Source organism: Cytobacillus sp. FSL W8-0315, from assembly GCF_038002905.1.
Taxonomy (GTDB): domain Bacteria; phylum Bacillota; class Bacilli; order Bacillales; family Cytobacillaceae; genus Cytobacillus; species Cytobacillus pseudoceanisediminis.
Genome location: NZ_JBBOOC010000001.1, coordinates 1,899,385 through 1,925,075, shown reverse-complemented (window position 1 = coordinate 1,925,075; position 25,691 = coordinate 1,899,385). Strand labels below are relative to the sequence as shown.

Below are 25,691 nucleotides of genomic sequence, written 5' to 3'. Positions count from 1 at the left end.
TTCACCCCATTAATTCAAAATGATAGGAAACAGCTGACAGCAAATAGAGAGGTGCTGTCTCTGTTCTTAAAATACGCGGCCCCAATCCGCAGGCAACAAAGCCTGCTTCCTGCAGCAATGAAACTTCATTGTCAGAAAGACCGCCTTCAGGCCCGAATACAACCATAAGCGATTGTCCTTTATTCATAGAAGTAAGTGTTTTATAGAGCACAGAGTCCTCTCCCTGCTTCGCTTCTTCCTCAAAGGCAATCAATTTATATGAATAATCTCCAGATAATTTCAGCAATGACTTCAAATCAAGAGGTGCAAACACTTCAGGCACCATGGTCCTGTGTGACTGTTCAGCAGCTTCTTTAGCAATCTTCTGCCATCTCTCTGCTTTTTTCACAGATTTCTTCGCATCCCATTTTACTACTGAACGGGCTGAAGTAAAAGGGATAAAACGGTGTGCTCCCAGCTCAGTGCCTTTTTGAATGATCCACTCAAGCTTATCCCCTTTAGGCAGTCCGCTCACAATCGTAATATTGGCAGGCAGCTCAGAAGACCCTTCAATCCATTGTACAACTTCTGCAGCCACATGTTCATCGGTAATTTCTGCAATTGCGCAAAGTGCACTATTTTGGGATTGATCAACACAGATAATCTGATCGCCTTCTTTCATGCGCATTACTTTTACAATATGATGGCGGTCTTCCCCTTTAATTAGAAAGACATTTTCCTTTACAGCACTCTCTGTGAAATACCGCTGCACAACCTGCACCCTCTTTCTTGCCTGTCCAGAATTCTTTCAACTGTAAAAGGGGGGTAAGTTCATTACCCCCTTTTTTACATTATTGCTTTCTCCTTGCCACAATAGCAACCCAATCTTCCATTTGAATGGTTTCTTCAACTTCAAATCCCGCTGCGGAAATAGCATCTCTTACTTCCTGTTTCTTCTGCTGGATAATGCCTGAAGCGATAAAGTGCCCGCCTTCCTTTACGACAGATGCAACATCATCAGTAAATCTGAGAATCACTTCTGCCAGGATGTTTGCAACGACCACATCAGCTCCCTGACTGACACCGTCGAGCAGGTTTCCTTGTGAAACCTCAACTATATCCTGCACTTTATTCAGCTTAATATTTAATTTAGCTGAATTTACTGCCACTTCATCAAGATCAAGTGCTTTCACCTTCTCAGCACCGAGCATAGCTGCTGCAATGCTTAAAACTCCCGATCCTGTTCCTACATCTACAACTTTATCACCCTGTTTTACTGTTCTTTCAAGTGCTTGTATACACATCACCGTTGTAGGGTGTGTTCCCGTTCCAAAGGCCATTCCAGGGTCAAGCTCTATGATAAGTTCATCACTGCTGACAGGTGTGTAATCCTCCCAGGTTGGGACAATTGTAAAACGTTCTGAAATTTTTACAGGATTATAGTATTTTTTCCAGGCAGTAGCCCATTCTTCTTCATTTACTTCACTGATGCTGACTTTATTTGCCCCGATGTCAATGTTAAATAATATCAGGTTATTGATGGCTTCTTTTATTTCATCGACAGTTTCACCGAGAAAACTATTTACTGGCAGATACGCTTTTACAATTACGCCTTCTTCAGGATAATCCTGCGGATTGAGCTGGTAGATTTCACCGAATTGGTCCTTTCTTTCTTTTACAAGTTCTAAAGGATCCTCAATTACAACTCCGCTTGCTCCGGCTTCATGCAAAATATTCGAAATCGGTTCAACAGCTTCATTTGCAGTATGAATACTGATTTCTGACCATTTCACTACTACCAACTCCATTCCTTTATTCACCTTTAAAGGCTCGTTTTACTTTCGAAAAAAAGCTTTCTTCCTGTTCTCCCTGAGGAACTGTTCCGCTGATTTCAGCAAATTCGCTTAAAAGCTGCTTCTGTTTTTCTGTCAGCTTTGTCGGAGTAATAATACGGACAATAATATGCTGATCCCCTGTTCCATATCCTCTGACATTAGGGACACCTTTTCCTTTTAGACGGAATTTTGTTCCTGTTTGTGTGCCTGATGGGACTTTCAGCTTTACTTTTCCATGCAGTGTAGGCACTTCGATCTCATCGCCAAGGGCTGCCTGCACAAACGTAATAGGCATCTCACAATATACATCATCGCCATCACGCTCAAAGAATTCATGTGAACGAACATGGAATACGACATAAAGATCGCCAGGAGGGCCTCCATTTACACCGGGTTCCCCTTGACCAGCCACTCGAAGCTGCTGGCCATCATCAATGCCTGCAGGAATTTTCACATGTATCTTCCTGCGTTTTTGTACTTTACCAGTTCCTCGGCAAGTAGTGCACTTCTCTTTAATTTCTTTGCCGGTGCCGTTACAATAGTGGCAAACCCTTCTATTTACTATCTTGCCAAATGGCGTATTTTGTTCTACATTCAGCTGACCTGATCCATGACAGTGACGGCATGTTTCCGGCTTCGTTCCTGGCTTCGCGCCTGATCCGCTGCATGTCTCACACGTTTCTTCACGCGGAATTTCAATATCCGTCTCTTTGCCAAATACTGCTTCCTCAAAGGATAAGGACATGGTGTACTGCAAGTCTGCACCCTGTCTTGGGGCATTTGGATCACGCCGGCGGGAGCCTCCTCCGAAGAAGGTGCTGAAGATGTCTTCAAATCCGCCAAACCCTTCAAATCCGCCTCCGCCAAAGCCCTGATTAGGGTCCGTATGCCCAAATTGATCATAGTGGGCCTTTTTCTGGTCGTCGCTGAGGACTTCATATGCTTCTTTAACTTCCTTGAACTTCTCGTCTGCATCAGGCTCTTTATTAATATCAGGATGATATTTTTTTGAAAGCTTTCGATAAGCCTTCTTAATTTCATCCTTGGATGCACCTTTGCTGATTCCAAGAACTTCATAGTAATCCCTTTTACTCATGATTACCACTCCCCGATTCATTTCACATAAAGGTTATTGTATCATTCTCTAATTATATTCCGCAACCGCAATACACACTTCTAATGCAGAGAATTATGCATTGGCATTTGCCGCTTCCCCAAAGAAAGGACCCCGGTCCACTCATAGGGCAAGGGGCAAAAAACACTTTTATGCATATTTAATGGATTGCTTCAAACAGAAATAAAAGCCAAAGCCAAGAAAAACCTGACTTTGACTTTTGATGTGAACCTGTAGCTGGTGTGTAGATCACACCATCATTTAATTGATGATTTATTTATCGTCTTTAACTTCTTCGAACTCAGCATCGACGACATTATCGTCGTCACTTTTGCTTTCAGTGCCTTCTGCATCCTGTGCACCCTGAGCAGCTTGAGCCTGCTCATAAAGTTTCATTGTTAACGCCTGGACAACCTCCTGCAGGGCATCTTTCTTCTCACGGATTTCATCCAAATCGTTCTTTTCAATTGCAGCCTTTAGGGCATCTTTTGCTTCATTTGCTTTGTTCACTTCAGCTTCATCCACTTTGCCTTCAAGATCTTTTAGAGTCTTTTCGGTAGTGAATACCAGCTGATCCGCTTCATTGCGAAGTTCAACTTCTTCTTTGCGCTTCTTATCTGCTTCAGCATTTTCTTCAGCTTCTCTTACCATTTTTTCGATTTCTTCATCAGATAATCCTGTTGAAGATTTAATCGTAATGGCCTGCTCTTTATTTGTGCCCAAGTCTTTAGCGCGTACGTTCACGATACCATTTTTGTCGATATCGAAAGATACTTCGATTTGAGGCACTCCACGAGGAGCAGGAGGAATATCGCCAAGCTGGAAGCGGCCCAGTGTTTTATTATCTGCAGCCATCGGACGTTCCCCTTGAAGCACATGGATATCAACAGCTGACTGGTTATCAGCAGCAGTTGAGAACACTTGGGATTTTGATGTTGGGATGGTTGTATTGCGTTCAATCAGCTTAGTGAACACTCCACCCATTGTTTCAATTCCAAGTGACAAAGGAGTTACGTCCAATAGGACAACATCCTTGACGTCACCTGTTATTACACCGCCCTGAATGGCTGCACCCATTGCAACAACTTCATCAGGGTTAACTCCTCTATGCGGTTCTTTTCCTGTTTCTTTCTTGATTGCTTCCTGTACGGCAGGAATACGAGTTGAACCGCCGACAAGGATAACTTTATCAAGTTCTGAAGGAGTCAATCCAGCATCCTTTAACGCCTGGCGTGTAGGTCCCATTGTGCGTTCTACAAGGTCTGCAGACAGTTCTTCAAATTTAGCTCTTGAAAGTGTAACTTCAAGGTGTAAAGGTCCTGCTTCCCCAGCCGTGATAAACGGAAGCGAGATTTGCGTTGAAGTCACACCTGAAAGATCTTTTTTCGCTTTTTCAGCGGCATCTTTTAAACGCTGAAGAGCCATCTTATCTTTGGCAAGGTCAATGCCATTCTCTTTTTTGAATTGATCAACCAGGTAGTCAATAATTACTTGGTCAAAATCGTCTCCGCCAAGACGGTTATCTCCGGCAGTGGATTTTACCTCAAATACTCCATCGCCAAGTTCAAGGATAGACACGTCAAAAGTACCGCCGCCAAGGTCATAAACAAGAATTGTCTGGTCTTCATCCATTTTATCAAGACCATAAGCCAACGCTGCAGCAGTAGGTTCGTTGATGATTCGTTCAACTTCCAGGCCGGCAATTCTGCCTGCATCTTTTGTAGCCTGACGCTCAGCATCGTTGAAATATGCAGGAACTGTGATTACTGCTTTAGTAACATTCTCGCCAAGATAGTCTTCTGCATAAGATTTCAAATATTGAAGAATAATAGCAGAAACCTCTTGAGGCGAGTATTCTTTTCCTTCGATTTCAGTTTTATGATCAGTTCCCATGTGGCGTTTAATGGAAATGATTGTGTTCGGGTTTGTAATAGACTGGCGCTTTGCGACCTCTCCGACCTGGCGCTCGCCGTTCTTAAACGCAACAACTGAAGGTGTTGTACGGTTGCCTTCCGGATTTGGAATTACTTTTGGTTCGCCGCCTTCAAGGACAGCGACACATGAGTTTGTTGTACCTAAATCGATTCCGATAATTTTGCTCATGTTCTTTACCTCCCCAAATATGTAGTTATTGATTTACTTTAACCATTGATGGACGAATGACTCTATCCTTTAACTTGTAGCCTTTTTGAAATTCTTCGACCACGATATTGGAATCAAAATTCTCATCTTCCACCTGCATCACAGCCTGGTGTAAATGAGGATCGAATTCTTTCCCAACTGCTTCAATCTGTTCTGCGCCTTCTTTTTTAATAGCCTCCAGCAAGCTGCGGTAAACCATTTCCATCCCTTGAAGGATAGATTTAGCCTGTTCATTTTCAGCTTCCATCTGAAGAGCCCTCTCAAAATTGTCAATTGCAGGCAGCAAATCGGAGATTAAGCTCTGTGCTCTATATTTTTCAGACGCTTCAAGGTCAAGCCTTGCACGGCGCCGGGAATTTTCAAAATCAGCCTGAAGGCGGTAGATGCGATTCTCTTCCTTTTCCAGCTTGCCTTCCAGTTCAGCTATTTTCGCTTTCGCTGCTGTAAGCTCTGCATCAGTGCTTCCCTCATCAGTACCAGCTTCTGCTTCTGCCTCCGCAAATACCTCTTCAATAAGAGCCTCATTTTCGGTTCCTTCAGGTTCGTTGGTTTGTTCATTTAATTCTTGGTTTAGTGTGTCTTTCTCTTCTGCCAACATGTTCACCTCCCTTAAAGAATGGGTGTTTCTTCGAAATAAAAACCATAAGGAAAGGAGTGGAAAGGTTTTTCCACCCTTAATCAATATCTCCACCATCACCTGTTTTGATACAGTTTAGATAAAACAGCTGATAGGTCTGCACTGATATAGTTCAATAAGCTTATGACTCTTGAATATTCCATTCTGGTCGGCCCCAGAATGGCAATGGTACCGAGCTGTTCGGTGCCGATCGAATAGCTTGCTGTTATCAGACTGCAGTTTTCCATTGCTGAATTATTATTTTCCCGGCCGATTTTTATATTGATCCCTGACTTATTTTTACGGATTAAATCATATATGCCTTCTTCCTGCTCGATCATATTCATGAGGTTTTTAACCTTTTCAATATCATGAAACTCGGGCTGGCTGAGCATATTTGTTTTACCGCCGAAGAAAAGCTTATCATAGGCCGGTATCTTGATTGTATCGGCAATTGAATTCAGCATTAGATCGTAATTATTGATATGATGCCTTAAAAGAACGGCAACTTCTTTATATAACTTATTGTTCAGACTTTCCAATGGTGCACCGGCAAGCCGGTCATTAAGGATATTGACAACCTTCTCCAAATCACCGGCATCAATGTTTTCCGGCAAGTGGAACATCCTGTTCTCCACATGGCCAGTATCTGTGACAATAATTGCTATCGCTGTTTCTTTATTCAAGGGAACGATCTGAATTCTCTTCAGCTTGTTATCCCTTACTGCAGGCCCGAGGACAATGGATGTATAATTTGTCAGCTCAGATAGAATTTTTGCCGATCTTTGAACGATTTTCTCGAGCTCATAGATTCTTTCCGCAAAGATAGATTGCACTTTGTGGATATCATGCTGATTTAATTTTTGCGGGGATAAAAGGTGATCCACGTAGTAGCGGTACCCTTTTTCAGATGGAATCCTCCCCGATGAGGTGTGTGTTTTTTCAATAAACCCAAGTTCCTCTAAATCAGCCATCTCATTTCTGATCGTCGCGGAACTAAAAGAAATTTCTTCTTTTTTCGACAAGGTTCTCGACCCGACAGGCTGTGCAGTTTGAATAAAATCATCAACAATTACTTGAAAAATTAATAATTGACGATCTGTTAACACAGTTATCACCTCTGTTAGCACTCTTTGTTCCTGAGTGCTAATTCTACTAATAAATTATCAAATCAAACGTGCAGTGTCAATAATTTGGCTTTCTTTTTTCCCGACGCAATCCCCATGCCTGATTACCCTATAAAGGACTGAAATACTTCATTTCCAAGGAAGCGTCCTCGCCTTGTCAATTTAATATGCTCTTCCTCTGCAATAATTAATTCTTTTTCAGCATGCTGTTTAATTTGTACTTTAAACAGCTCCAGCGGATCTTTGCCAAATTTCTCTTTAAAGCGACTTATTGAGACACCTTCCGTTTTTCTCAGTCCAAGAAACATTTCCTCTTCCATCTGTTCTTCCAGGGGTACCTTATGCTCTTCCAGGATCGGAAGCCGGCCGTTTTCAATAGGCTCCATATATTTTTTCAGGGGTCCGTGGTTTGAACGGCGAAGCCCTTTTACATAGCCATGTGCGCCAGCCCCAAAGCCAAAGTACCATTCATTATCCCAATAAGTGATGTTATGCCGGCTTTCATAGCCTGGTTTTGCAAAATTGCTGATTTCATATTGCGCAAAGCCGTGTTTGCCCATTTGTTCCATTAATAATTCATACATCTCAGCTTCCACATCTTCTCCAGGAGTTGGCAGTTTTCCCTTCCTCATCAGATTATAGAATACCGTCTTGGGTTCAATGATCAGCGAATAGCCGGAATAGTGGGCAATATCCAGTGTAAATGATGTTTCGAGTGTATCCTTAAAATCCTGAAGTGTCTGGCCAGGAAGACTATATATAAGATCGATACTGATGTTATCAAACCCGACTTTTTTTGCAGCTTCAATTGACTGAAAAACGTCTCTTGCTCTGTGTGACCTTCCAATTTTTTTTAAGAGTTCATCATTAAAGGTCTGAACGCCAAAGCTGAGCCGGTTGACTCCTGCATCATGCAATATTTGAAGTTTTTCCTCAGTGAGATCTCCCGGGTTAGCTTCGAATGTATATTCCGTGAAAGAGTCATAGGGAAGCTGCCCTTTGATAGTGCCGCAAAGCTTTTCAAGCTGTTTCCCGTTCAGCGCAGTTGGCGTACCGCCTCCTACAAAGATGGAATCAAGGCGGGATGCAGGTACTTCTTTCAAAGCAAGATTCATCTCTTTGTCAAGAGAGTCCAGATATTCTCCAACTGGCTGGTTCTTCAAGAACACTTTATTAAAATCACAGTAATGACAGATATGTTCACAAAATGGGATGTGTATATAAGCTGCTTTAATCATTTATTTCACTACTTTCATCATTCAATCGCTTTCCACTTAATTTATATAGCTTTTTGAATTTCACCCGTTGATTTCCGCTGCAGGCACTCAAGCTTTCCCACGGGGCTCCCGAAGCTCCTCGACGCTCTGCGTCTTTGGGGTCTCCCCAGGCACGCTGCTCCCGCAGGACGATGAATAAGCTTCCTTGAATCAGCACCGCACGAAGAAAATGCGGCAGCATTTTCGAGAATCTCGGGCCTTTTGCTCCAATCAACTTAATGTTTTAATGATTTAGCCACTGGAAAGCAACAAGTTTTAAAACACATTCAATAAAAAAGAGGTTAGTGCTGTTATTATTATGACAGCATATCTAACCTCTTAAAACAAAGCAAATATTTTACTTTTTAGGGCTGTTATCATCCATCTTCAAGACTGCCATGAAGGCTTCCTGCGGAACTTCAACAGAACCGACCTGTTTCATCCGCTTTTTACCTTCTTTCTGCTTCTCCAATAATTTACGCTTACGGGAGATGTCTCCGCCATAACATTTCGCCAATACATTTTTGCGGATGGCTTTAATGGTTGAGCGGGCTACAATTTTCTGGCCGATCGCCGCTTGAATAGGAACCTCAAACTGCTGACGGGGAATTAGCTCTTTTAACTTCTCAACGATTACTTTTCCTCTTTCATAAGCAAAATCCTTATGAACGATGAAGCTTAATGCGTCTACTTTTTCTGCATTTAACAAGATATCCATTTTAACAAGTTTTGATGGCTTGTACCCAATTAATTCATAATCAAAAGAAGCATATCCTTTTGTATTGGATTTCAGCTGATCAAAGAAATCATAAACAATTTCCGATAAAGGAATTTCATATATAATGTTAACTCTTGTTTCATCCATGTATTGCATATCAATAAAGATGCCGCGTTTTTGCTGGCAAAGTTCCATTATGGCTCCCACATAATCATTCGGCGCCATCATTGTAGCTTTTACATAAGGCTCTTCGACACGGTCAATCTTTTGCGGATCAGGCATATTGGATGGGTTATCCACTTTAACCTCTGTGCCATCAGTCAGGATGACATCATAAATAACACTTGGTGCTGTTGTAATCAAATCAATTTTGAATTCGCGCTCAATGCGCTCCTGAATAATTTCCATGTGAAGCAATCCAAGGAAACCGCAGCGGAATCCAAAGCCAAGCGCTTGTGACGTTTCAGGCTCAAACTGCAGGGCAGAATCGTTCAGTTCCAGTTTTTCAAGTGCTTCACGCAAATCATTGAACTTGGCGCTGTCTATTGGATAAAGTCCGCAATAAACCATCGGATTCATCTTTCTGTACCCAGGAAGAGCTTCGGCTGCACCATTTTTCGCACTTGTGATGGTATCACCTACACGTGTATCGCCAACATTTTTGATTGCAGCAGTCAAAAAGCCGACGTCTCCAACTGACAATTCAGGCAATGGAGTGGATTTAGGAGTGAACACACCAACCTCAGTAACTTCAAACTCTTTGCCAGTTGCCATCATTTTAATTTTATCCCCTACTTTAACCGTACCTTCCACCACACGGATGTAGGCTACTACTCCACGGTAGGCATCATAAAGGGAGTCAAATATAAGCGCCTTTAAAGGGGCATCCGGATCACCTACTGGAGCGGGCACTTTTTCAACGACCTGTTCAAGGATTTCTTCAATGCCGATTCCTGCTTTTGCTGAAGCAAGTACCGCTTCAGAAGCATCGAGGCCGATGACTTCTTCGATCTCATTGCGCACCCGTTCCGGATCCGCACTTGGAAGGTCAATTTTATTGATGATTGGAAGAATCTCAAGATCGTTATCCAAGGCCAGATATACATTTGCAAGGGTCTGCGCTTCAATACCCTGAGCCGCATCCACAACCAGGATTGCACCTTCACAGGCTGCCAGACTTCGGGATACTTCATATGTAAAATCGACGTGTCCCGGGGTATCAATTAAGTGAAAAGTGTATATCTCTCCATCTTTAGCTTTATATTTTAGCTGGACGGAATTAAGCTTGATCGTGATGCCGCGCTCTCTTTCGAGGTCCATGGAATCAAGGAGCTGATCCTTCATTTCGCGCGATGTCAGCGCATTGGTTTTTTCAAGGATCCTATCCGCCAAAGTCGACTTGCCATGGTCAATATGGGCAATGATCGAAAAATTCCTTATTTTCTCTTGCCTTTTTAGTCTCTCTTCTCTGTTCATTATAAATAATTCAACTCCTACTATAAGAAAAGCGCAAGCGCCTTAAGACAGGCGCCTGGAGCCAAGTGTGTTCAATTTTAAATAGTCCTTTTAGTTTATACACTATTTTTGATTATATCAGTACGTTTGTGAAGATTCAATGCTAAGCTTTACGTCTTTAACCGTCCAAAAAAAATAAGGCTGCCCTCTTGAGCAGCCTATTTTCCGGTTATTAAGTCTGTAATGAATGCGACCGATTTTTCTGTCAGCTCTGATAAACCTTCGGATATACTTTTTCCCAGAGATGAAAAAAAGTTATATGCCTTCATCTCTTCAAGCTTTTCTTTTTTCTGCTGAAGATCATGGCTGGACAGATCATTCCCCAGGACAGATGCCTGCACTTCACCTTCATTGGTTTCATTTAAGGTTAGGGCACTTTTGAAATCTTCGTCATGGAAACCCTTCATTCTGTGGATTCCTTCATTTGCCTGCTGCATTCCAAATAATACTGAGACAAACATAAGGGCTGCCAGAAAAAGAGCTTTTAGCATAAATATTTTCATTCCGCATCATCCTAATACTATTTCTTTTCAGATTCACCGCCAGCTGATGAATTTACTTCCTCGGCCTGCCAATAATATTCACTGAACACTTCTGCGATTGCTTCTGCCGAACGGTTTAATTCTTCAAACGTATTATCAACTCCGCCAAATTCAATGAGAATGGCATTTCCCGATAAATCCTGATTGAAGTTGCCATTTGTCCCTGCACCTTCTTTTTTCATGATTCCCCTGCTTAACCCTTTGTACTTAACGTTCAATCTATCATGCAGCTCTTTCGCAAATTTTAAGTTCTTTTCATAGTTCGGGTTATTTCCGCCAATAATGAAAGCTAATTTGGCATAAGACTCTCCGTTTATTTCTTTCGTTGTATCTTTTTTTCTTTTTGAATCACGGTGAATATCGATTAAGTAAGACAAATCCCGGTTGGACGTAATTGCAGCCTGAACAACTTCTCTGGATTCCTGATAGGAGCGTCCATACGTTAATCCTTTCTTGCTTAAATTCCCCTGGATATCCGTTTTGTCGACAAAGGTCCCTATTCCTTTGCTCTCCATCTCTTCTTTAAGCTTATCACCAATCTTAGTAACGTTAATTTTGGAATGATAGGCTGCATCAGGATTGGTTACACCCTTTAAATAAGGAAGATAGGATTCAGTATTGTGCGAAAAGTAAATATAGACCGGTTTTTTATCACCTGTTGACATCGGCGGTGTTTTCGATTGTTTCGAATCACCGTCAGGCTCAAGTCCTTCGGTGTTTTGCAGGGCTGCTTCCTGTTCTGCCATCAGCACTTCGATAGGAGGAGAAGATTCCACAGGCATGTTTGTATAATCCGTTCCTTCACCAGCAACAAGAATCTTACTGTCATAAATAGAGAAGAATGGAAGCTCCCTTCCCAAAAGGCTTCTGGGATCATCCAAATTGACATTTGTGGATAGCTTAAAAACCAAATTGGCAATGCCCGGGGGAGAACTGGTTTCAGAAACCCCCTGGAGAAATGAGTGGTTTTCCCATCCAAGAAAATGATAAAGCATTTCTCCTGTCAGGCTGTTCGCGGCAGAATTAACTGAGGAGGAGCTGATTCTGTATTCCGGCTTTAATGAAGTTAATGCTCCGCTTATTGAAAATATCATAAAAAGAAAAAGCAAAAATCCGCCTATGGCTTTCAGCAAGCTTGTCCCTTGAATGGTTACTACAAGTCCGTTCGATTTAAAAGGTTTCATTGTTCCACCTCTCCTTGCTAGTCTAGTAAATGTTATGACTTTGCTAGAAAAGATAGAACATGTTATTTCCTATCTGGTATAAAAACCGGCATTATCCTGATTCACTTTTTGATGGAGTGCTGCGTTCAAACCGTTAGCAATTAAATTTGACATATCTTCAATAAATACATCCACTTCCTTTGGAGTCACCATAAGGTTGTGGCCCAAAGGAGACAGGACTTCATAAATAAGCTTCCGCTTCTCCTCTTCAGGCAAGGTTCCAATCATGCCAAGGAAGGTTTTTCTATGATGTTCTTCCGGCAGGTCTTCATCTGTCAGCTTCTTCTTCTCTCCAAAAGTCATTCCTGCAGGAGCCAGGGCACGCGATGGACGTCCGCCTTCTTTCATTTCCTTACCGAAATGCTTGAGGATGTAATCAATTGTATCGCTTGTAATGGACACAGCATCAACAACGGTTGGGATGCCAATCGCTATGACAGGTATCCCTAAAGTTTCTTTGCTGATTTCTTTTCGCTTATTCCCGACACCAGAACCAGGGTGAATCCCTGTATCCGAAATTTGAATGGTAGAATTCACTCTTTCAATTGATCGGGAAGCAAGAGCATCGATTGCAATGACAAAATCGGGCTTTGTTTTGTCAACAATGCCATAAATAATGTCACTTGTTTCTATCCCGGTCAGGCCCATCACTCCCGGGGAAATAGCACTTACTGGCCGATAGCCTTCTTCTACACTTTCAGGCTGCAGCTGATAGAGATGCCTTGTAATAAGCAAGTTTTCACATACTTGCGGACCCAGTGCATCGGGAGTGACATTCCAATTGCCCAGACCGACAATTAAACAGGATGCATCTTCATTGATTCCCAGCTGCTTAATAAATTGGGAGAACTCACTCGCAAATACAGACTCTACTTTGTGCTGCAGCTCCGTATCCTGCTGGCGTATGCCCGTCACTTCAAGGGTCAGATATTTTCCCTCTTTTTTCCCCAATGCCTCTGCACCTTCTTTTGTTACTTCAACAAAAGAAATTTTTATATCATTTTCTTCTCTTTCTTTAATTATTACGCCTTCTATTTGGGAGAGATTCTCCTGCTGATGAATATTGTCTTTCTGCCTGTCGGAAATAACCATTTCCCTGGCTTCAATGGCAAGGTCCGTTCGGACTGAGTATTGGCTTAAATCTATTGATTCCTTCATATTTATCCCTCACATTCTCAGCTATTGGAAAATAACACACATTATACTAAAATTCGGATATATACTATCATTGCCTTTAAAGTCCAAAAACATGCAGAATCGCCTCCAGCAATTTTGATTACAGAGTATTGCATTATGCCCCCGTGTTTGATAAAATATCACTTGTTCTTAATTATTGTTAATGAATGTGAATGTCGAGTTATAGAATCTCGATGCTTTTTCAGGAGGTGAATGGAATGCCAAACATTAAATCTGCTATTAAGCGTGTTAAAACTAGCGAAGCTCGCAACGCTCATAACGCTACAGTTAAATCAGCAATGCGTACAGCTGTAAAGAAGGTTGATGCTGCAGTCGTAAACAACGATGCTGCTGCTGCAACTGAATCTTTCGCTGATGCTGCTCGTAAACTAGACAAAGCTGCTGCAAAAGGTCTTATCCACAAAAATGCTGCTGGCCGTAAAAAGTCTCGTTTAATGAAAAAAATGAACTCTTTAAACGCTTAATGTTTGAAGATATCGGCTATCTTAAGGGATAGCCTTTTATTTTACGTAAAAAAGCGGTCCAGTTGGACCGCTTTTTTACGTAATCAGAATTACTAATTTTGTCTCAACACTCAAGGTGCCGGAGGCAGAAACGTTATTTCTTTATGGATTTTTTCTGAGAGCCTGACTTTGCAGACGAAACAGGAACATTTCAATCAGCATGGTTTTATTCATGCCTCCAGTTTTCATTTGGTAATCTGCATCAGCAAGCAAGCTTATAATCGCTGCAAGTTCTTCGTCTGCAAACATCTGCGCCTGTCCAGCTGCAAGTTTCACCCGGAAAGGATGAATCTTTAAGTAGCCGGCAATCTGCTGCTGGCCGTAGCCTCTTCTCGCAAGCTCCTTCACCTGATAAATCAATCTGAACTGCCCTGTAATAACAGATAAAATCTTAATGGGTTCTTCATTTTGCTTTAATAAATCATAATAAATTCTCAGGGCTTCTTCTATTTTGCGGTGAACAACTTTGTCTACAAGGGAAAAAATGTTTTGCTCCAATGACCTTGATACCATTTTCTCTGCCATTTGTTCATCGATTCGCTTCGTGTCATTCGCATATAAAGCTAATTTATCGATCTCGTTTGTCAAGATAAATAGGTTGGTGCCTGCCAATGTCAATATTAGCTCAACTGCCGATTCATCAATCTGCACGCCATTAAGTGCTGCGCGTTCCCTGATCCAGGCTTTCAATTCTCCTTCATTTAGTTTCTTTGCTTCAAGGATTGCAGCCGTTTTTTTCAATTGTTTAGTTATTTTTTTCCGGTCATCCAGCTTTTCTGCAGTTGAGGAAAATACCACCACTGAATACGGGGCAGGCTCTTTCATATAGGCTTCCAGCTTTGACAGATTATGCTCCTGTTTAGCCTTCGATTTTTCTGATGTTAAAAAAACTGGGTTATGTAAAAAGATCAGTCTTCTTTCCCCCATAAACGGAAATGTCTCCGCATCTTCAAGGGCTGTATCGATTGGGGTTTCCTCAAGGTCATAAGAGGATAAATTAAAATCAGCTTCATCTTCGCTTAGCACATTGTTGATCAGAAGCTGCTTCGTTTCGTTTATAAGATAAGGTTCTGTTCCATATAATAAGTAAATAGGAGCAAAACTTTTTGCTTTTATCTGCTTCCAAATATCAAAAACCAATTTCTTTCTCTCCGTTCGCCTTACATTATATTCACTTTATTGCAGTCTAACGGGCAGGGATAAAGCCCCTATCCCGCTGATTGCATGTTCACTATATATCCTAAAGAACCAATGCCAATTTGACAAGACATAAGAAATTGGCGCCCAGAAGAACGCCAATTTCCAATCTATATAGAACGCTGCCTCCTGAGGCCCGGGATACTCAGGAAGCTGCGGTGCACCTTTGTTCTATTATTTTCCCCTTGATGTGCCGGCATATTTGTGACAACTCCTGCTATTGCAGGAAAAGGGCAGGGGAACTCTAGATTTTTTTATTTGAATGACTTATACTATATAAGGAAATAGGAGGGGTAGACTGTGAACGAATTTGAAAAGAACGTCCAAAGCAAACGTAATGATGCCATCGACTCTGGAGTAGGATTCATCGTATCATTCGGTTTCTTCGCAACGTTATTTGTTATTGCAACAGTCATTAAATTTTTAGGAGCTTAATGGCTACATAAAGTAAGTAATTGTGTCATACCTCTGACACATCGAGGCTGCCTCAGCAGTCTCTTTTTTTTTGTGGCTGTAAGTGATAATAGGCATTGAGAGTATGGAAAGGGAGCTGAAGCATTTCTAACATATACTATGGAAGCTGAACGGAAAAGGTTCCTGAATTTCCTTTAAAAACATAGTTAACCGCCCCTTGCTTATCGGTTCTCAGAACATGCACATTAATGTCTTTAAGCCTGCCCATTACATCATTATGAGGATGCCCATACCTGTTGTTTCTGCCTGCAGAAATAACGGCAATTCTCGGCTTAACAGCAGCCAGAAATGATTCTGTTGTGGAGGTTTTGCTTCCATGATGTGCAATCTTTAAAACATCAATTTTCAAATTGGGATAAGCTTTTATAAACTCACTTTCCCCCGTTTCCTCCAAATCTCCGGTAAACAGCCAGTTAAGGCCACCCACTTTGGCAAAAAGGACAATAGAGCTATCATTTTTCCCTGTATACACGTCCCCCATCCGATCTCCAAATGGAGACAAAACTTGAAATACGGAATCTCCTTTTGACCAGTTATCTCCAGCTTTAGTGAATACAATATTGCTTTTTTTAAATTTAGCCTGAACAATCAAATCCTTTTCAGCCTCTGAAATTTCCGCTTCCTGTGAAAACACAACAGACTTTACCCTCATTTCCCTAATCACAGCTGATGCTCCTCCAATATGATCCATATCCCCGTGAGTCAAAAAAAACTTATCTATTTTACTGATCCCTTTGCTTTTCAGAAAAGGCACTACCGTATCCTTTCCTGTTTCATAAGGATCACTTCTCATCCTCCAATCCTCAGTGTCAAACATAAGCGTGCCTCCTGCATCTATCAGATAATTCCCTCTTCCATATGGAAGCTTTATCAGAATGCTGTCACCCTGTCCAACATCTATAAATGTAATTTCACCTGCAGGAGTAAACACATTCGACCAGTACTGAATTAGCATGGCAAGGATTGGAAGCACACCGCTCCTGATAAGAGCCTTTTTATTTTTTGACCTTTCCCAGCCTGCAAAGAATGCGGGAATCAGGAGCAGATAGACGATCAGCATAATCAGGGATGGCCTGCCAAGAACAAGGGTCGAGTTAGGAATAGCCGAAAGCAATTCAGCAATCCAATTTAGAAAACTGATAAGTCTTTCAAATACATTGAGCAATAAAACTGCTTTCCCCCCTGTTAATAAATCAAAAATGAAGAGAATCAACACCACCGGAAGGATTATGGAAGAATATAAAGGCACAAAAATCAGATTGGCAATTATGGAAATAATCGACACCTCATAAAAATGCCACAGAAGGATCGGAATGGCAGCCATCTGGCAAACAAAAGAAACTGCCAGGATAGCAGCGTATGATTCAGAAAATCTTTTGAGGATGATGGGAGCTGAGAGAATAAGCGATAGGGCGACAGCAAACGACAGCTGAAACCCGGCATTATAGATGATATAAGGAGAGATAAAAAGGTAGCCAATAAACACAATAGAGATAACATCAGCTAATTGAATAGGTGCCTTCAGCTTCTTTGCGAGCAAAACCACAAGCATCATAAACACAGCCCGCAGAACAGATGGTGCTGCCCCTGTCAGGATGGCATATAAAGGCAAAACCAATAATAAGATGCTGGTCATTTTTTCTCTGGTGATTCCGGCACGTACACCAGCAAGAAAGAACATCCCAGCAAGCATACCTACATGAAGGCCGGATATCGCAAGCAAATGGATAATTCCGATTTTCTGATAAGAAGCAATAGTAGCCTGATCAATAAAATTACGTTCGCCGAATATAAGGGCAATAGCCAGTGGAGCTGATTGTTCAGGAAAATGGTCCAGGAGATAATTAATTCCCGTTTCTCTTATTTTTAAAATGGTTAATACAAGGCTGCTTTTACGGTAACTGCAATCAGAGAGGTTTAACTGTTCCATTTCGAGTATCCAAAAGATGCTGTTGTGGTTTAGATATTCCTGATAGCTGAAGGAATTAGGATTGGTGGATGTTGGAGGGGGCTGTAAGGTGCCATTTACCCGGCATGTCATACCTGTTCCCAGGTTGTCTGTAAGGGTCTTTTTTTCTGCTTCGGATTTAATTTTATACCTGGCTGCCAGCTTTTCTTGTTTATCTGCTAATTCAATGAAGACTGTAAGAAGATCTCCATCTATTTTTGCAGATTCTTTCATTGTTACTTCGAACTCGCTCTCATTTCCGGAAAGGCTTGTCCTATTGTGTTCGGATGCAAATTCACTGCGCATGATAAAGGCAAGGAAAATCACTATCATAATGGCAGCGTTATAGGATGATAAAATATTTCTTTTTAAGAGGAAAAATGTCAGAAGAAAAATAACGATAGCAATAGCCGGATGAAAAAAAGATGTCAAAATTCCCAGCAATGAGGCAGCAGCCGCATAGATCCATCTGCCTTTCATATCATTTGCTCCTTTATTTTTTTAGAAGGAGTAAGACCTTCATTTCAGGTGTTACTCCTTGAATGTTTTATTTCTCGAAAAGCTTGTCCTTTGTTTCTTTATAGCTTTTCACCAAGTCCCTATCTTTTCCGCTTTTTTCAAGCTCATTTATTAATTCTTCTATAAAATCATGTTTTTCTTGTTTGCTGTCATCAAAGGACACTTTTTCTGCTATTACCTGTACTGTTTTCACTCCAGCCTTTTCAAAGAGCTCAATTCCATATGGGTGATTTTTATAATCCTGTGCGTAATAAACAGTTTTAATTCCCGCCTGTATGATCGCTTTGCAGCATTGGAGGCATGGAAAATGAGTTACATATATTTCCGCATCAGTTGTAGGTACCCCGAATTTTGCACACTGCAAAATCGCATTCATTTCCGCATGAATGGTTCTGACACAATGGTTATCAATAACATAGCAGCCTTCATCAATACAATGTTCACCGCCCGCAATCGATCCATTATAGCCTCCGGCAATGATCCTCTTATCCCTTACAATGGTTGCGCCTACCGCAAGCCTTGTACAAGTGCTCCTCAAAGCAAGCAAATGGCTTTGCGCCATAAAATATTGGTTCCAGGAAATCCGATCCATCTTGCAGTCTCTCCCCTTCCGTCTTTTGCACAGGCGTATATGCCCTTAATTCAAAAACATAGCTTTTTCTCTAAATAAGTGTAAGCCTCATGCTCGCTAAGGTCAATGGAATGAAATTATTTTACACTAATATGTTCTTTGAGTTTTTCAAAGGTTTTCTCTCCTATCCCTGATATTAATTTCAAGTCTGCAACATCCTTAAAGGGTCCATTTGTCTCGCGGTGTTCAATTATGGCTGCGGCCTTAGATGGGCCGATTCCCGGCAGCATCTGCAGTTCTGATTCATTGGCTTGGTTTAAATTTATCTTTCCATTATCCTGCTGGCCTCTCGCCTTTCCATCTTCGACCGTGGCCTCCTCGAGAATTTCACCCTTTTCTGGAACATATATGACCATTTCATCCGTAATATTGAGGGCAAAATTGATTTTAGTTCCATCTGCTTTATCTGTCAGTCCGCCTGCTTTTTCCAGAAGGTCTATCACCCTGTCACCTTCTGCCGCTTCGTATACTCCCGGCTTTTGTACAGCTCCTTTAATATCTGCCTTCATTGGCTGTGGCATCTGTTCCGCCTGTTCATCACCTTCTGTTTCCATTTCTTTATCATCATCTTCCTTTTCATTTAATTGAACTGTCTGTTCAATCTCAGGCAATAATTCAGCCTCTTGAACAGGCATGAAAAAATAATAGAGGAAGGCAGCCAGTGCAATGGCGGCTCCTGCAGCGTAAATTTTATGTGTTTTTATCCATTGAGCCATTAAGGATCAATCCTTTCTTTTTGGAATAAATGTGTTTTTGATACATATCGTTATATGAGAGAGCTTGCTTTTGAAGGAGGGATAAAGCAATGAAAATCGGTATAATTGGCACAGGTAACATGGGGAGAATACTGACCGAGGCTTTCCTCGATGGCGGAACCGTTTCCCCATCCTCCATGACAATTACCAATCGGACAGCGGCAAAAGCGATGGATATAAAGGAAACTCATCCGGATATTACAGTGGTAAATAACGCAAGAGAGGCCGCACATCGTTCTTCACTTATCTTCATTTGTGTAAAGCCTCATGATGTGTATAATGTCGTTCAGGATATTTTGCCGTCCCTGTCAAAAGATAAATGTGTAGTTTCAATAACCAGCCCTATTAGTGTAAAACAGCTTGAATCTATTCTGCCCTGTTCAGCAGCCAGGGCGATTCCAAGCATAACAAATCGGGCCTTATCGGGGGTTTCGCTTTTATCATTCGGTGAACAGTGCAGCGAGCATTGGAAAGGGATACTTCATAAGCTTTTTGAAAGCATCTCCACACCTGTCTTTATCGAGGAAAATATTACACGGGTTTCTTCAGATATTGTCAGCTGCGGACCTGCCTTTTTCAGCTATTTGACACAGCGCTTCATCAACGCGGCAGTTGCAGAAACGGAGATTGATAAAGAAACAGCCACAAAGCTTGCAGGAGAGATGCTGATCGGACTTGGGGATTTACTGAAAAAGGGATTTTATACATTGCCGACATTACAGGAGAAGGTATGCGTCAAAGGAGGAATTACAGGAGAGGGAATTAAGATTCTTGAAAGCGAGCTTGGCACAGTATTTGAGCACTTATTCCAGGCAACACATTCCAAGTATGACGAAGATCTTATTGAGGTAAAGAAACAGTATTCTCTCCATTAGCTATTCGATGTTAATGGAAATAATCCTTCTTTTTTCTAAAAAAAAACAGCCGGATTGCTTCACAGTCCGGCTGTAATATATATTAGTTCCTTTTCTTTGCAATAAAAATGATTCGTTCAGCCTGACTGCCTGGAGGGCCCTCTTCAAAATCTGCTGAAATGTCTAGCAGTTCAAATCCGCATTCTCTAAGCCAATTTTCATATTGATCAATAGGATACGTACGCTGGAAGTGAAGTTCGTCATAGCGGTCATACTTTCCGGTTTCTTCTTCCAGGACAAAAAATGAAAGATCATGCTCCACAGAATTAGGATATTCACCCTGATAGCTGTGCCAGATATATGAAATTTCCTCATCATTTTCAGCAAATGTCTGGTTCATAAATATCTGCATGATTTTATAAATGGAGTGAACATCAAATATAAAAAGACCATCCCTTTTCAAATGGGCGTGGGCCCTCATGAAGGTGTCCTTCACCTCTGATTCCGTCTTCAGATAATTTAAAGAATCACAAAAAATGCCAATAATGTCAAATTCACTGAATCCTTCAAGTTCAGCCATGTTTTGCAGGTAAAAGGGGATTTGCAGACCGTTCTGTTCTGCCTTTGCCTGTGCAACAGCCAGCATATCCTCTGATAAGTCCACACCAGTAACATCATACCCCTGTTTACTTAGCCTTATAGAAAGCTGGCCTGTGCCGCAGGCAAGGTCCAGCAGTTTTTTTCCGGGCACATTAAATTCCGCATGCTTTTCATTGATCAATTTAATCCAGCTGTCATAAGGAACATCTTCCATTAGCCTGTCATAGAGATAAGCGAACTTTCCGTAGCTCATTGGTTAAGCATGCCCTGAACGTTCTCGACCGGTGCATCGCCCCAAAGTCTTTCCAGATTATAGTAGCTTCTTTCATCCTTATGGAAAATATGAGCAACTATATCACCCATATCGACTAGAATCCACCTTGCTTCATCAAAACCTTCCATCCTTTTAACAGCAAACCCGTGTTCTTCAGATTTTTCTTTCATTTCCCGAGCAATGGCCTGCACTTGTTTATCTGAGTTGCCGTGGCAAATTACAAAGTAGTCCGAAATCAGAGAAATGCCTTTCATATTAAGTACTGTTATATCTTCTGCCCGTTTATCGTCTGCTGCTTTAACTGCTGTCATCAGCAATGTATTTTCATTCATCTAATCAGTCCTCCTTATTCATTACAAGGTCATTATAGGTTTGAAAGGACGCTGGAAAAACCGGCTGCCCTTTTTTCATTAAAAACATGATGGTATTTTGGACGGCCTTGATTAAGGCTTTGTTCAGATTTGTCTCCGCTAAATCACGCACTTCACCAACACCTGGAAAGTGCCTTCCAGGTTCAATATAATCCGCAAGATATATGATCTTTTCAAGAAGCACCATTCCCGGCCTGCCGGAAGTATGGTACCTTATAGCATCCAAAACCTCTTTATCATTAATTCCTGCTTCCTTCTCCGTCAGAAAAGCACCGACGGGAGCATGCCAAAGTTCACTATTGTACTCCAAAAGCTCACTTGGCATTCCTTCCTTAATGATAATTTCCCTCATCTCTTCCTTAGGACGAAACTTAGCATAATCATGAAAAATAGCCGCCAGTTCCGCTTTCTTTGTATCAGCACCATATTTCGCTGCAAGGTTAATGGCTGTTTCCATCACTCCTACTGTATGAAGGTAGCGATGTTCAGTCAGCTGTTCCTTTACAATTGCAAGAGCCTGTTCACGATTCATATAAATGATTCTCCTTTATATAACTCCGTATAGCATCCGGTACCAGATAGCGAATAGTTCCGCCTTCCTTTACACGGCTTCTGATCATACTCGAGGATATCCCCATTTCAGGAACGTCAGCATAAAGAATCGGATACGGAGTCTGCAGATTGTAAGATGGCCGCCTCACTCCTATAAAGGTAATCAATTCAAGAAGTTTGTCAATGTTATGCCACTTGGGCAGATACTCAACCATGTCAGCTCCAATAATAAAATAAAATTGCTTTTGAGGATAGTTTTCCTTCAAAATCCTGATTGTATCGTAGGTAAATGAAGGACCATCGCGCTCCAGCTCAATCAATTGCAATTTAAAGCCGGGATGGCTCTGCAATGCCAGTTTCAGCATTTCTGTACGATCACCGCTGCTTACATTATCAGACCGCTTTTTATGGGGAGGTTCATGGTTCGGCATAAACCAGATTTCATCCAAACCATGAGAAGACATTACCTCATTCGCGATAATGAGATGGCCTAAATGAGGCGGATTAAAGGTCCCTCCAAGTATGCCTACCTTTTCCATTTACACTCCTCCATGCTTTCCAGTTTTATGCTGAAGAAATTTACGGCAAGTCGATTTGTTTGTTTTCTTTCGATTCTTTATATAAAACAATTATATTCCCGATGATTTGTACAACATCAGCCTTTGTACCTTTTGACAGCTGCTGCGCCACCGTATCCCTGTCTTCTTCACAGTTTTGAAGGACTGAAACCTTTAATAATTCACGGGCTTCCAGTGCTTCTCCAACTTGTTTAATCATATTTTCATTTACCCCGCCCTTTCCTACTTGGAAAATCGGGTTTAAATGGTGGGCTTTTGATCGTAAAAAACGTTTTTGCTTTCCTGTTAGCATGATAATCCTCCCAGCTGATTTAAAACTTTATGTCTCATTCTTTCAATGTCAGGTCCAATACCAGTCCACATCTCGAAAGCAAGTGCACCCTGATATACAAACATATCGATTCCATTCTGAATTCCCGCACCCTTTTCAGCAGCCTCAGTCAGAAGCTTTGTTTCGAGCGGGTTGTATATGATATCACTGACAAAGGCTCCAGGCTTAAGCTTATGTACTGAAAGCGGGCTTTGGCCAATTTCCGGATGCATCCCTATCGATGTAGTCTGAACTATTAGATCGTATGTCTCGAGGCTTCCCTCTGCGTCCGGTCTGCTCAGCACTCGCGCCGGGACACGGAAAGGGCAATCATTTATAATTTGTTCCGCCCTCTTTGGAGTCCGATTGCAAATATCCAGAAGCTCAGGACCTTCTTTGGCAATTGTAAAATAAATGGCTCTTGCAGCTCCGCCCGCCCCCACTATGAGCACTTTTTTGTCTTTAATTGATTGTTTTTGATTCAGCAGGCCTTTTACATACCCGCTCCCATCCGTATTATAGCCTATTAGCTTTCCGGTCTGATTGACTACTGTATTAACTGCTCCAATAGCCTCTGCCAGGGGATCCAGTTCATCTAAAAGAGGGATGATAGCCTCCTTATGCGGTACTGTAACATTAAATCCCGCAATGCCCATTGCCCTGAACCCTATAATAGCATCCGTCAGATTTTCCCTTGATATATGGAATGCCTGATAATGTGCATCAAGACTGTAAGCGGCAAATAGATCATTGTGCATAGCGGGGGACATTGAATGGGAAATCGGATCCCCAATCACCCCAAACAGCTTTTTCAAAATTCCTCACCCCTTTTGAAAAGCGTAAGCAGCTGCAGGTTCACAGCCTAAATTAAAGACTTCCTTATCATGGCATGGACACCTTTAGGAACATATGCAGCTACCTTGGCCCCGCCTTCATTTACTGTAATCCAGCCAAGCCCTGAAAATACTATATCTGTTTTTGGTTCTTTTATTGTGAATTCATGTTTCACAAGCTCCGGGAAGGTTTCCATTTGTTCTTCCCTTGGCGGTGTGAGCATCTCTCCCGCATGATTCCGATACAGCTCATCGGCCTTTTCAGTTTTGGTGCGGTGAATAGTTAGTTCATTGGAGAAATGGCAAACAAATGAACGTCGGCCCCCGGCAATGTAATCAAATCTTGCCAGTCCGCCAAAGAACAGGGTCTGCGCTTCGTTCAGCTGGTAAACCTTAGTCTTTATTTCCTTTTTAGGTGTTATAACCTTTAAGTCCCTTTTATCTACATAATGGGCCATTTGATGATGGTTTATTATACCTGGCGTATCTACTAAAGCTTTTCCGTCAGATAAAGGTATTTCGATAATATCAAGGGTTGTGCCAGGAAAGTGGGAAGTTGTGATGACATCGCCCTCACCTGTTACTTCCTTTAATATACGATTGATGAATGTGGATTTACCTACATTTGTACACCCTACTACATACACGTCTTTTCCTTCCCGGTAATGGTCGATAGCTGCTGCAATCTCGTTAATGGAATACCCTTTCGCAGCACTTGCCAGATAGACTTCTTCCGGTTTCAGTCCCAACTGTTTTGATTCCTGCTTCATCCAGTTAATCAGCTTGTTTGTTTTCACCGACTTTGGAAGAAGGTCAACTTTGTTTCCTACAAGCAGGATTTTATTGTTGCCTACAAAACGGTGGAGCCCAGGAAGCCAGCTCCCGTTAAAATCAAAGATGTCCACAATCTTCACGATAAGTGCATCACTTTGTCCAATTTCATTCAGGATCTTAAGAAAATCATCATCCGTCAAGCTTACATCCTGAACTTCATTATAATGTTTCAGCCTAAAACAGCGCTGGCAAATAATCGTTTCCTTCTGCAGAGCTGAATGAGGAGCATAGCCCAGCTCATCAGGATTTTCTGTTTGAACTTTTACTCCACAGCCTATGCAAACAAATTGTTCTTCACTCACTTCTTAATCCTCCCACTGAATCATTCCCTTTTTTCTGAACCAATTTAATATTCGTCTTTCCACAAGCCGGTTAAATTTTGTAAAAAATCCGTCAGTCTGAGCGACAGGCACGACCAAAATAGTATGGAAGCCGCTTCTGTTTCCCCCCAGGACGTCAGTCAGCAATTGATCACCAATCACAACTGTTTCTTCTTTTCTCAGCCCCATCTCTGATAGGGCTCTTCGGAAGGCCCTGCCCATTGGCTTTCTTGCCTGGTAGATAAATGGAATATCGAGGGGGTGGGAAAAAGCCTTAACCCGATTTTCATTATTATTTGAGACAATGGTAACCTTGATGTTACTTTGCTTCATTTCTTCAAACCAGCTAATCAGCTTCGGTGTTGCATTTGGCCTGTCCCATTCGACTAGTGTATTATCCAGGTCCGTGATAATTCCTTTAACTCCTTTTTCCTGTAAACTGTGGGGAGTAATTTCAAATATACTTTTAACATGCTGATCAGGCAAAAAATGCTTTAACACTATATTTACACCTCAATCATAAATTCTTATGGTCCAACAATATTGTTTCTGAATCCTCAAATACCGCTCGGGCTTTAATAATAATTAGTTTCAGCAGTGTTTTCACTATTGAAAAACACCGATTTCATCATACCCAATTTCATCTGCTCTTTCAAAATAAAAACCGGAGGATACAATCCAGCTGTTCTATTTTATACGATTCCACAAAATGGGGAAAGACACTCAAAGCTCAGTAAATTTCCATGGAATAGATATTATTTATCCTTATAATAAAAATTTTTCGACAAAAAACAACTGCCCTTCAACCCTGTGGATAACTTTATGCACATAATCCAATATGATTTTTATACTTTTTCCCTTTTTATAAACAAAA

Annotated in this window: 26 protein-coding genes; 3 read left to right on the top strand and 23 right to left on the bottom strand. The window is 41.5% G+C overall.

Annotated features, from left to right (window positions below; translation table 11 throughout):
* Position 1 precedes the first annotated feature (1 nt).
* The 11 genes from MKY20_RS09720 to gpr all read right to left on the bottom strand — a co-directional run bounded on the left by MKY20_RS09720 (position 2) and on the right by gpr (position 13,225).
* Positions 2–751, bottom strand: a complete 750-nt coding sequence (locus MKY20_RS09720; protein WP_071156940.1) for a 16S rRNA (uracil(1498)-N(3))-methyltransferase — start codon at positions 749–751, stop codon at positions 2–4.
* A 79-nt stretch (positions 752–830) separates the two neighbouring features.
* Positions 831–1,772, bottom strand: a complete 942-nt coding sequence (prmA, locus tag MKY20_RS09715) for a 50S ribosomal protein L11 methyltransferase (protein WP_009333015.1) — start codon at positions 1,770–1,772, stop codon at positions 831–833.
* A gap of 19 nt (positions 1,773–1,791) precedes the next feature.
* Positions 1,792–2,910, bottom strand: a complete 1,119-nt coding sequence (gene dnaJ / locus MKY20_RS09710) for a molecular chaperone DnaJ (protein ID WP_009333016.1) — start codon at positions 2,908–2,910, stop codon at positions 1,792–1,794.
* A 291-nt stretch (positions 2,911–3,201) separates the two neighbouring features.
* Entirely contained in the window at positions 3,202–5,031 is a 1,830-nt protein-coding gene (gene dnaK / locus MKY20_RS09705; RefSeq protein ID WP_217025889.1) for a molecular chaperone DnaK, read from the bottom strand.
* Positions 5,032–5,056: 25 nt separating this feature from the next.
* Positions 5,057–5,668, bottom strand: a complete 612-nt coding sequence (gene grpE / locus MKY20_RS09700; RefSeq protein ID WP_251266920.1) for a nucleotide exchange factor GrpE — start codon at positions 5,666–5,668, stop codon at positions 5,057–5,059.
* A 95-nt stretch (positions 5,669–5,763) separates the two neighbouring features.
* A complete protein-coding gene (gene hrcA, locus MKY20_RS09695; RefSeq protein WP_071156932.1) occupies positions 5,764–6,795 on the bottom strand; it encodes a heat-inducible transcriptional repressor HrcA in 1,032 nt (343 codons plus the stop codon).
* A gap of 122 nt (positions 6,796–6,917) precedes the next feature.
* Positions 6,918–8,051: a radical SAM family heme chaperone HemW gene (gene hemW, locus MKY20_RS09690; protein WP_217025890.1), complete on the bottom strand. Its 1,134-nt coding sequence runs from the start codon at positions 8,049–8,051 to the stop codon at positions 6,918–6,920.
* A gap of 376 nt (positions 8,052–8,427) precedes the next feature.
* Positions 8,428–10,263 carry a translation elongation factor 4 gene (lepA, locus tag MKY20_RS09685; protein ID WP_071156928.1) on the bottom strand — a complete coding sequence of 612 codons (1,836 nt, stop codon included), beginning with the start codon at positions 10,261–10,263 and terminating at the stop codon, positions 8,428–8,430.
* Positions 10,264–10,460: 197 nt separating this feature from the next.
* Positions 10,461–10,805 carry a YqxA family protein gene (locus MKY20_RS09680; protein ID WP_009333023.1) on the bottom strand — a complete coding sequence of 115 codons (345 nt, stop codon included), beginning with the start codon at positions 10,803–10,805 and terminating at the stop codon, positions 10,461–10,463.
* A 17-nt stretch (positions 10,806–10,822) separates the two neighbouring features.
* Positions 10,823–12,028: a stage II sporulation protein P gene (gene spoIIP / locus MKY20_RS09675; RefSeq protein WP_009333024.1), complete on the bottom strand. Its 1,206-nt coding sequence runs from the start codon at positions 12,026–12,028 to the stop codon at positions 10,823–10,825.
* A gap of 69 nt (positions 12,029–12,097) precedes the next feature.
* On the bottom strand, positions 12,098–13,225 hold the full coding sequence (gene gpr / locus MKY20_RS09670; RefSeq protein ID WP_019382870.1) for a GPR endopeptidase: 1,128 nt from the start codon (positions 13,223–13,225) through the stop codon (positions 12,098–12,100).
* 236 nt (positions 13,226–13,461) lie between these two features.
* Here gpr and rpsT point away from each other — a divergent pair, with 236 nt between their 5' ends.
* A complete protein-coding gene (rpsT, locus tag MKY20_RS09665; RefSeq protein ID WP_341000880.1) occupies positions 13,462–13,728 on the top strand; it encodes a 30S ribosomal protein S20 in 267 nt (88 codons plus the stop codon).
* Between the two features lie 141 nt (positions 13,729–13,869).
* Here the strand turns inward: rpsT and holA are convergent, their stop codons facing one another.
* Positions 13,870–14,907 (bottom strand): DNA polymerase III subunit delta, encoded by a 1,038-nt coding sequence (holA, locus tag MKY20_RS09660; protein ID WP_217025891.1) that lies wholly within the window; start codon positions 14,905–14,907, stop codon positions 13,870–13,872.
* Positions 14,908–15,264: 357 nt separating this feature from the next.
* Between holA and MKY20_RS09655 the strand changes: the two genes are divergently transcribed.
* Positions 15,265–15,399 (top strand): YqzM family protein, encoded by a 135-nt coding sequence (locus MKY20_RS09655; RefSeq protein ID WP_019382872.1) that lies wholly within the window; start codon positions 15,265–15,267, stop codon positions 15,397–15,399.
* Between the two features lie 136 nt (positions 15,400–15,535).
* Here the strand turns inward: MKY20_RS09655 and MKY20_RS09650 are convergent, their stop codons facing one another.
* The 3 genes from MKY20_RS09650 to MKY20_RS09640 all read right to left on the bottom strand — a co-directional run bounded on the left by MKY20_RS09650 (position 15,536) and on the right by MKY20_RS09640 (position 19,252).
* The gene (locus MKY20_RS09650; protein ID WP_251266922.1) at positions 15,536–17,866 is read right to left on the bottom strand and encodes a DNA internalization-related competence protein ComEC/Rec2; all 2,331 of its coding nucleotides are present in this window, start codon (positions 17,864–17,866) and stop codon (positions 15,536–15,538) included.
* 67 nt (positions 17,867–17,933) lie between these two features.
* Positions 17,934–18,497 carry a ComE operon protein 2 gene (locus MKY20_RS09645; RefSeq protein WP_009333029.1) on the bottom strand — a complete coding sequence of 188 codons (564 nt, stop codon included), beginning with the start codon at positions 18,495–18,497 and terminating at the stop codon, positions 17,934–17,936.
* A gap of 116 nt (positions 18,498–18,613) precedes the next feature.
* Positions 18,614–19,252, bottom strand: a complete 639-nt coding sequence (locus MKY20_RS09640) for a helix-hairpin-helix domain-containing protein (protein ID WP_251266923.1) — start codon at positions 19,250–19,252, stop codon at positions 18,614–18,616.
* Positions 19,253–19,341: 89 nt separating this feature from the next.
* Here MKY20_RS09640 and comER point away from each other — a divergent pair, with 89 nt between their 5' ends.
* Positions 19,342–20,166, top strand: coding sequence for a late competence protein ComER (gene comER / locus MKY20_RS09635; protein ID WP_019382874.1), 825 nt, complete (start codon positions 19,342–19,344; stop codon positions 20,164–20,166).
* 82 nt (positions 20,167–20,248) lie between these two features.
* On the opposite strand, the gene MKY20_RS09630 is transcribed toward comER, so the two are convergent.
* Genes MKY20_RS09630 through MKY20_RS09595 form a run of 8 tightly spaced genes read right to left on the bottom strand, consistent with a single transcriptional unit; the run spans position 20,249 to position 25,318 of the window.
* A complete protein-coding gene (locus MKY20_RS09630) occupies positions 20,249–20,998 on the bottom strand; it encodes a class I SAM-dependent DNA methyltransferase (protein WP_251266924.1) in 750 nt (249 codons plus the stop codon).
* Complete coding sequence (gene rsfS / locus MKY20_RS09625) at positions 20,995–21,351, bottom strand: ribosome silencing factor (RefSeq protein WP_009333033.1); 357 nt, start codon at positions 21,349–21,351, stop codon at positions 20,995–20,997. The genes MKY20_RS09630 and rsfS overlap by 4 nt, the downstream gene beginning before the upstream one ends.
* 4 nt (positions 21,352–21,355) lie before the next feature.
* Positions 21,356–21,922 carry a bis(5'-nucleosyl)-tetraphosphatase (symmetrical) YqeK gene (yqeK, locus tag MKY20_RS09620; RefSeq protein ID WP_009333034.1) on the bottom strand — a complete coding sequence of 189 codons (567 nt, stop codon included), beginning with the start codon at positions 21,920–21,922 and terminating at the stop codon, positions 21,356–21,358.
* Entirely contained in the window at positions 21,912–22,481 is a 570-nt protein-coding gene (locus MKY20_RS09615; RefSeq protein ID WP_217033030.1) for a nicotinate-nucleotide adenylyltransferase, read from the bottom strand. The genes yqeK and MKY20_RS09615 overlap by 11 nt, the downstream gene beginning before the upstream one ends.
* A 40-nt stretch (positions 22,482–22,521) precedes the next feature.
* A complete protein-coding gene (yhbY, locus tag MKY20_RS09610; protein ID WP_009333037.1) occupies positions 22,522–22,812 on the bottom strand; it encodes a ribosome assembly RNA-binding protein YhbY in 291 nt (96 codons plus the stop codon).
* Positions 22,806–23,645: a shikimate dehydrogenase gene (gene aroE / locus MKY20_RS09605; protein ID WP_009333038.1), complete on the bottom strand. Its 840-nt coding sequence runs from the start codon at positions 23,643–23,645 to the stop codon at positions 22,806–22,808. The genes yhbY and aroE overlap by 7 nt, the downstream gene beginning before the upstream one ends.
* 47 nt (positions 23,646–23,692) lie before the next feature.
* Entirely contained in the window at positions 23,693–24,799 is a 1,107-nt protein-coding gene (yqeH, locus tag MKY20_RS09600; RefSeq protein WP_251266925.1) for a ribosome biogenesis GTPase YqeH, read from the bottom strand.
* A gap of 3 nt (positions 24,800–24,802) precedes the next feature.
* Positions 24,803–25,318, bottom strand: a complete 516-nt coding sequence (locus MKY20_RS09595; RefSeq protein ID WP_009333040.1) for a YqeG family HAD IIIA-type phosphatase — start codon at positions 25,316–25,318, stop codon at positions 24,803–24,805.
* Positions 25,319–25,691: the final 373 nt, after the last annotated feature.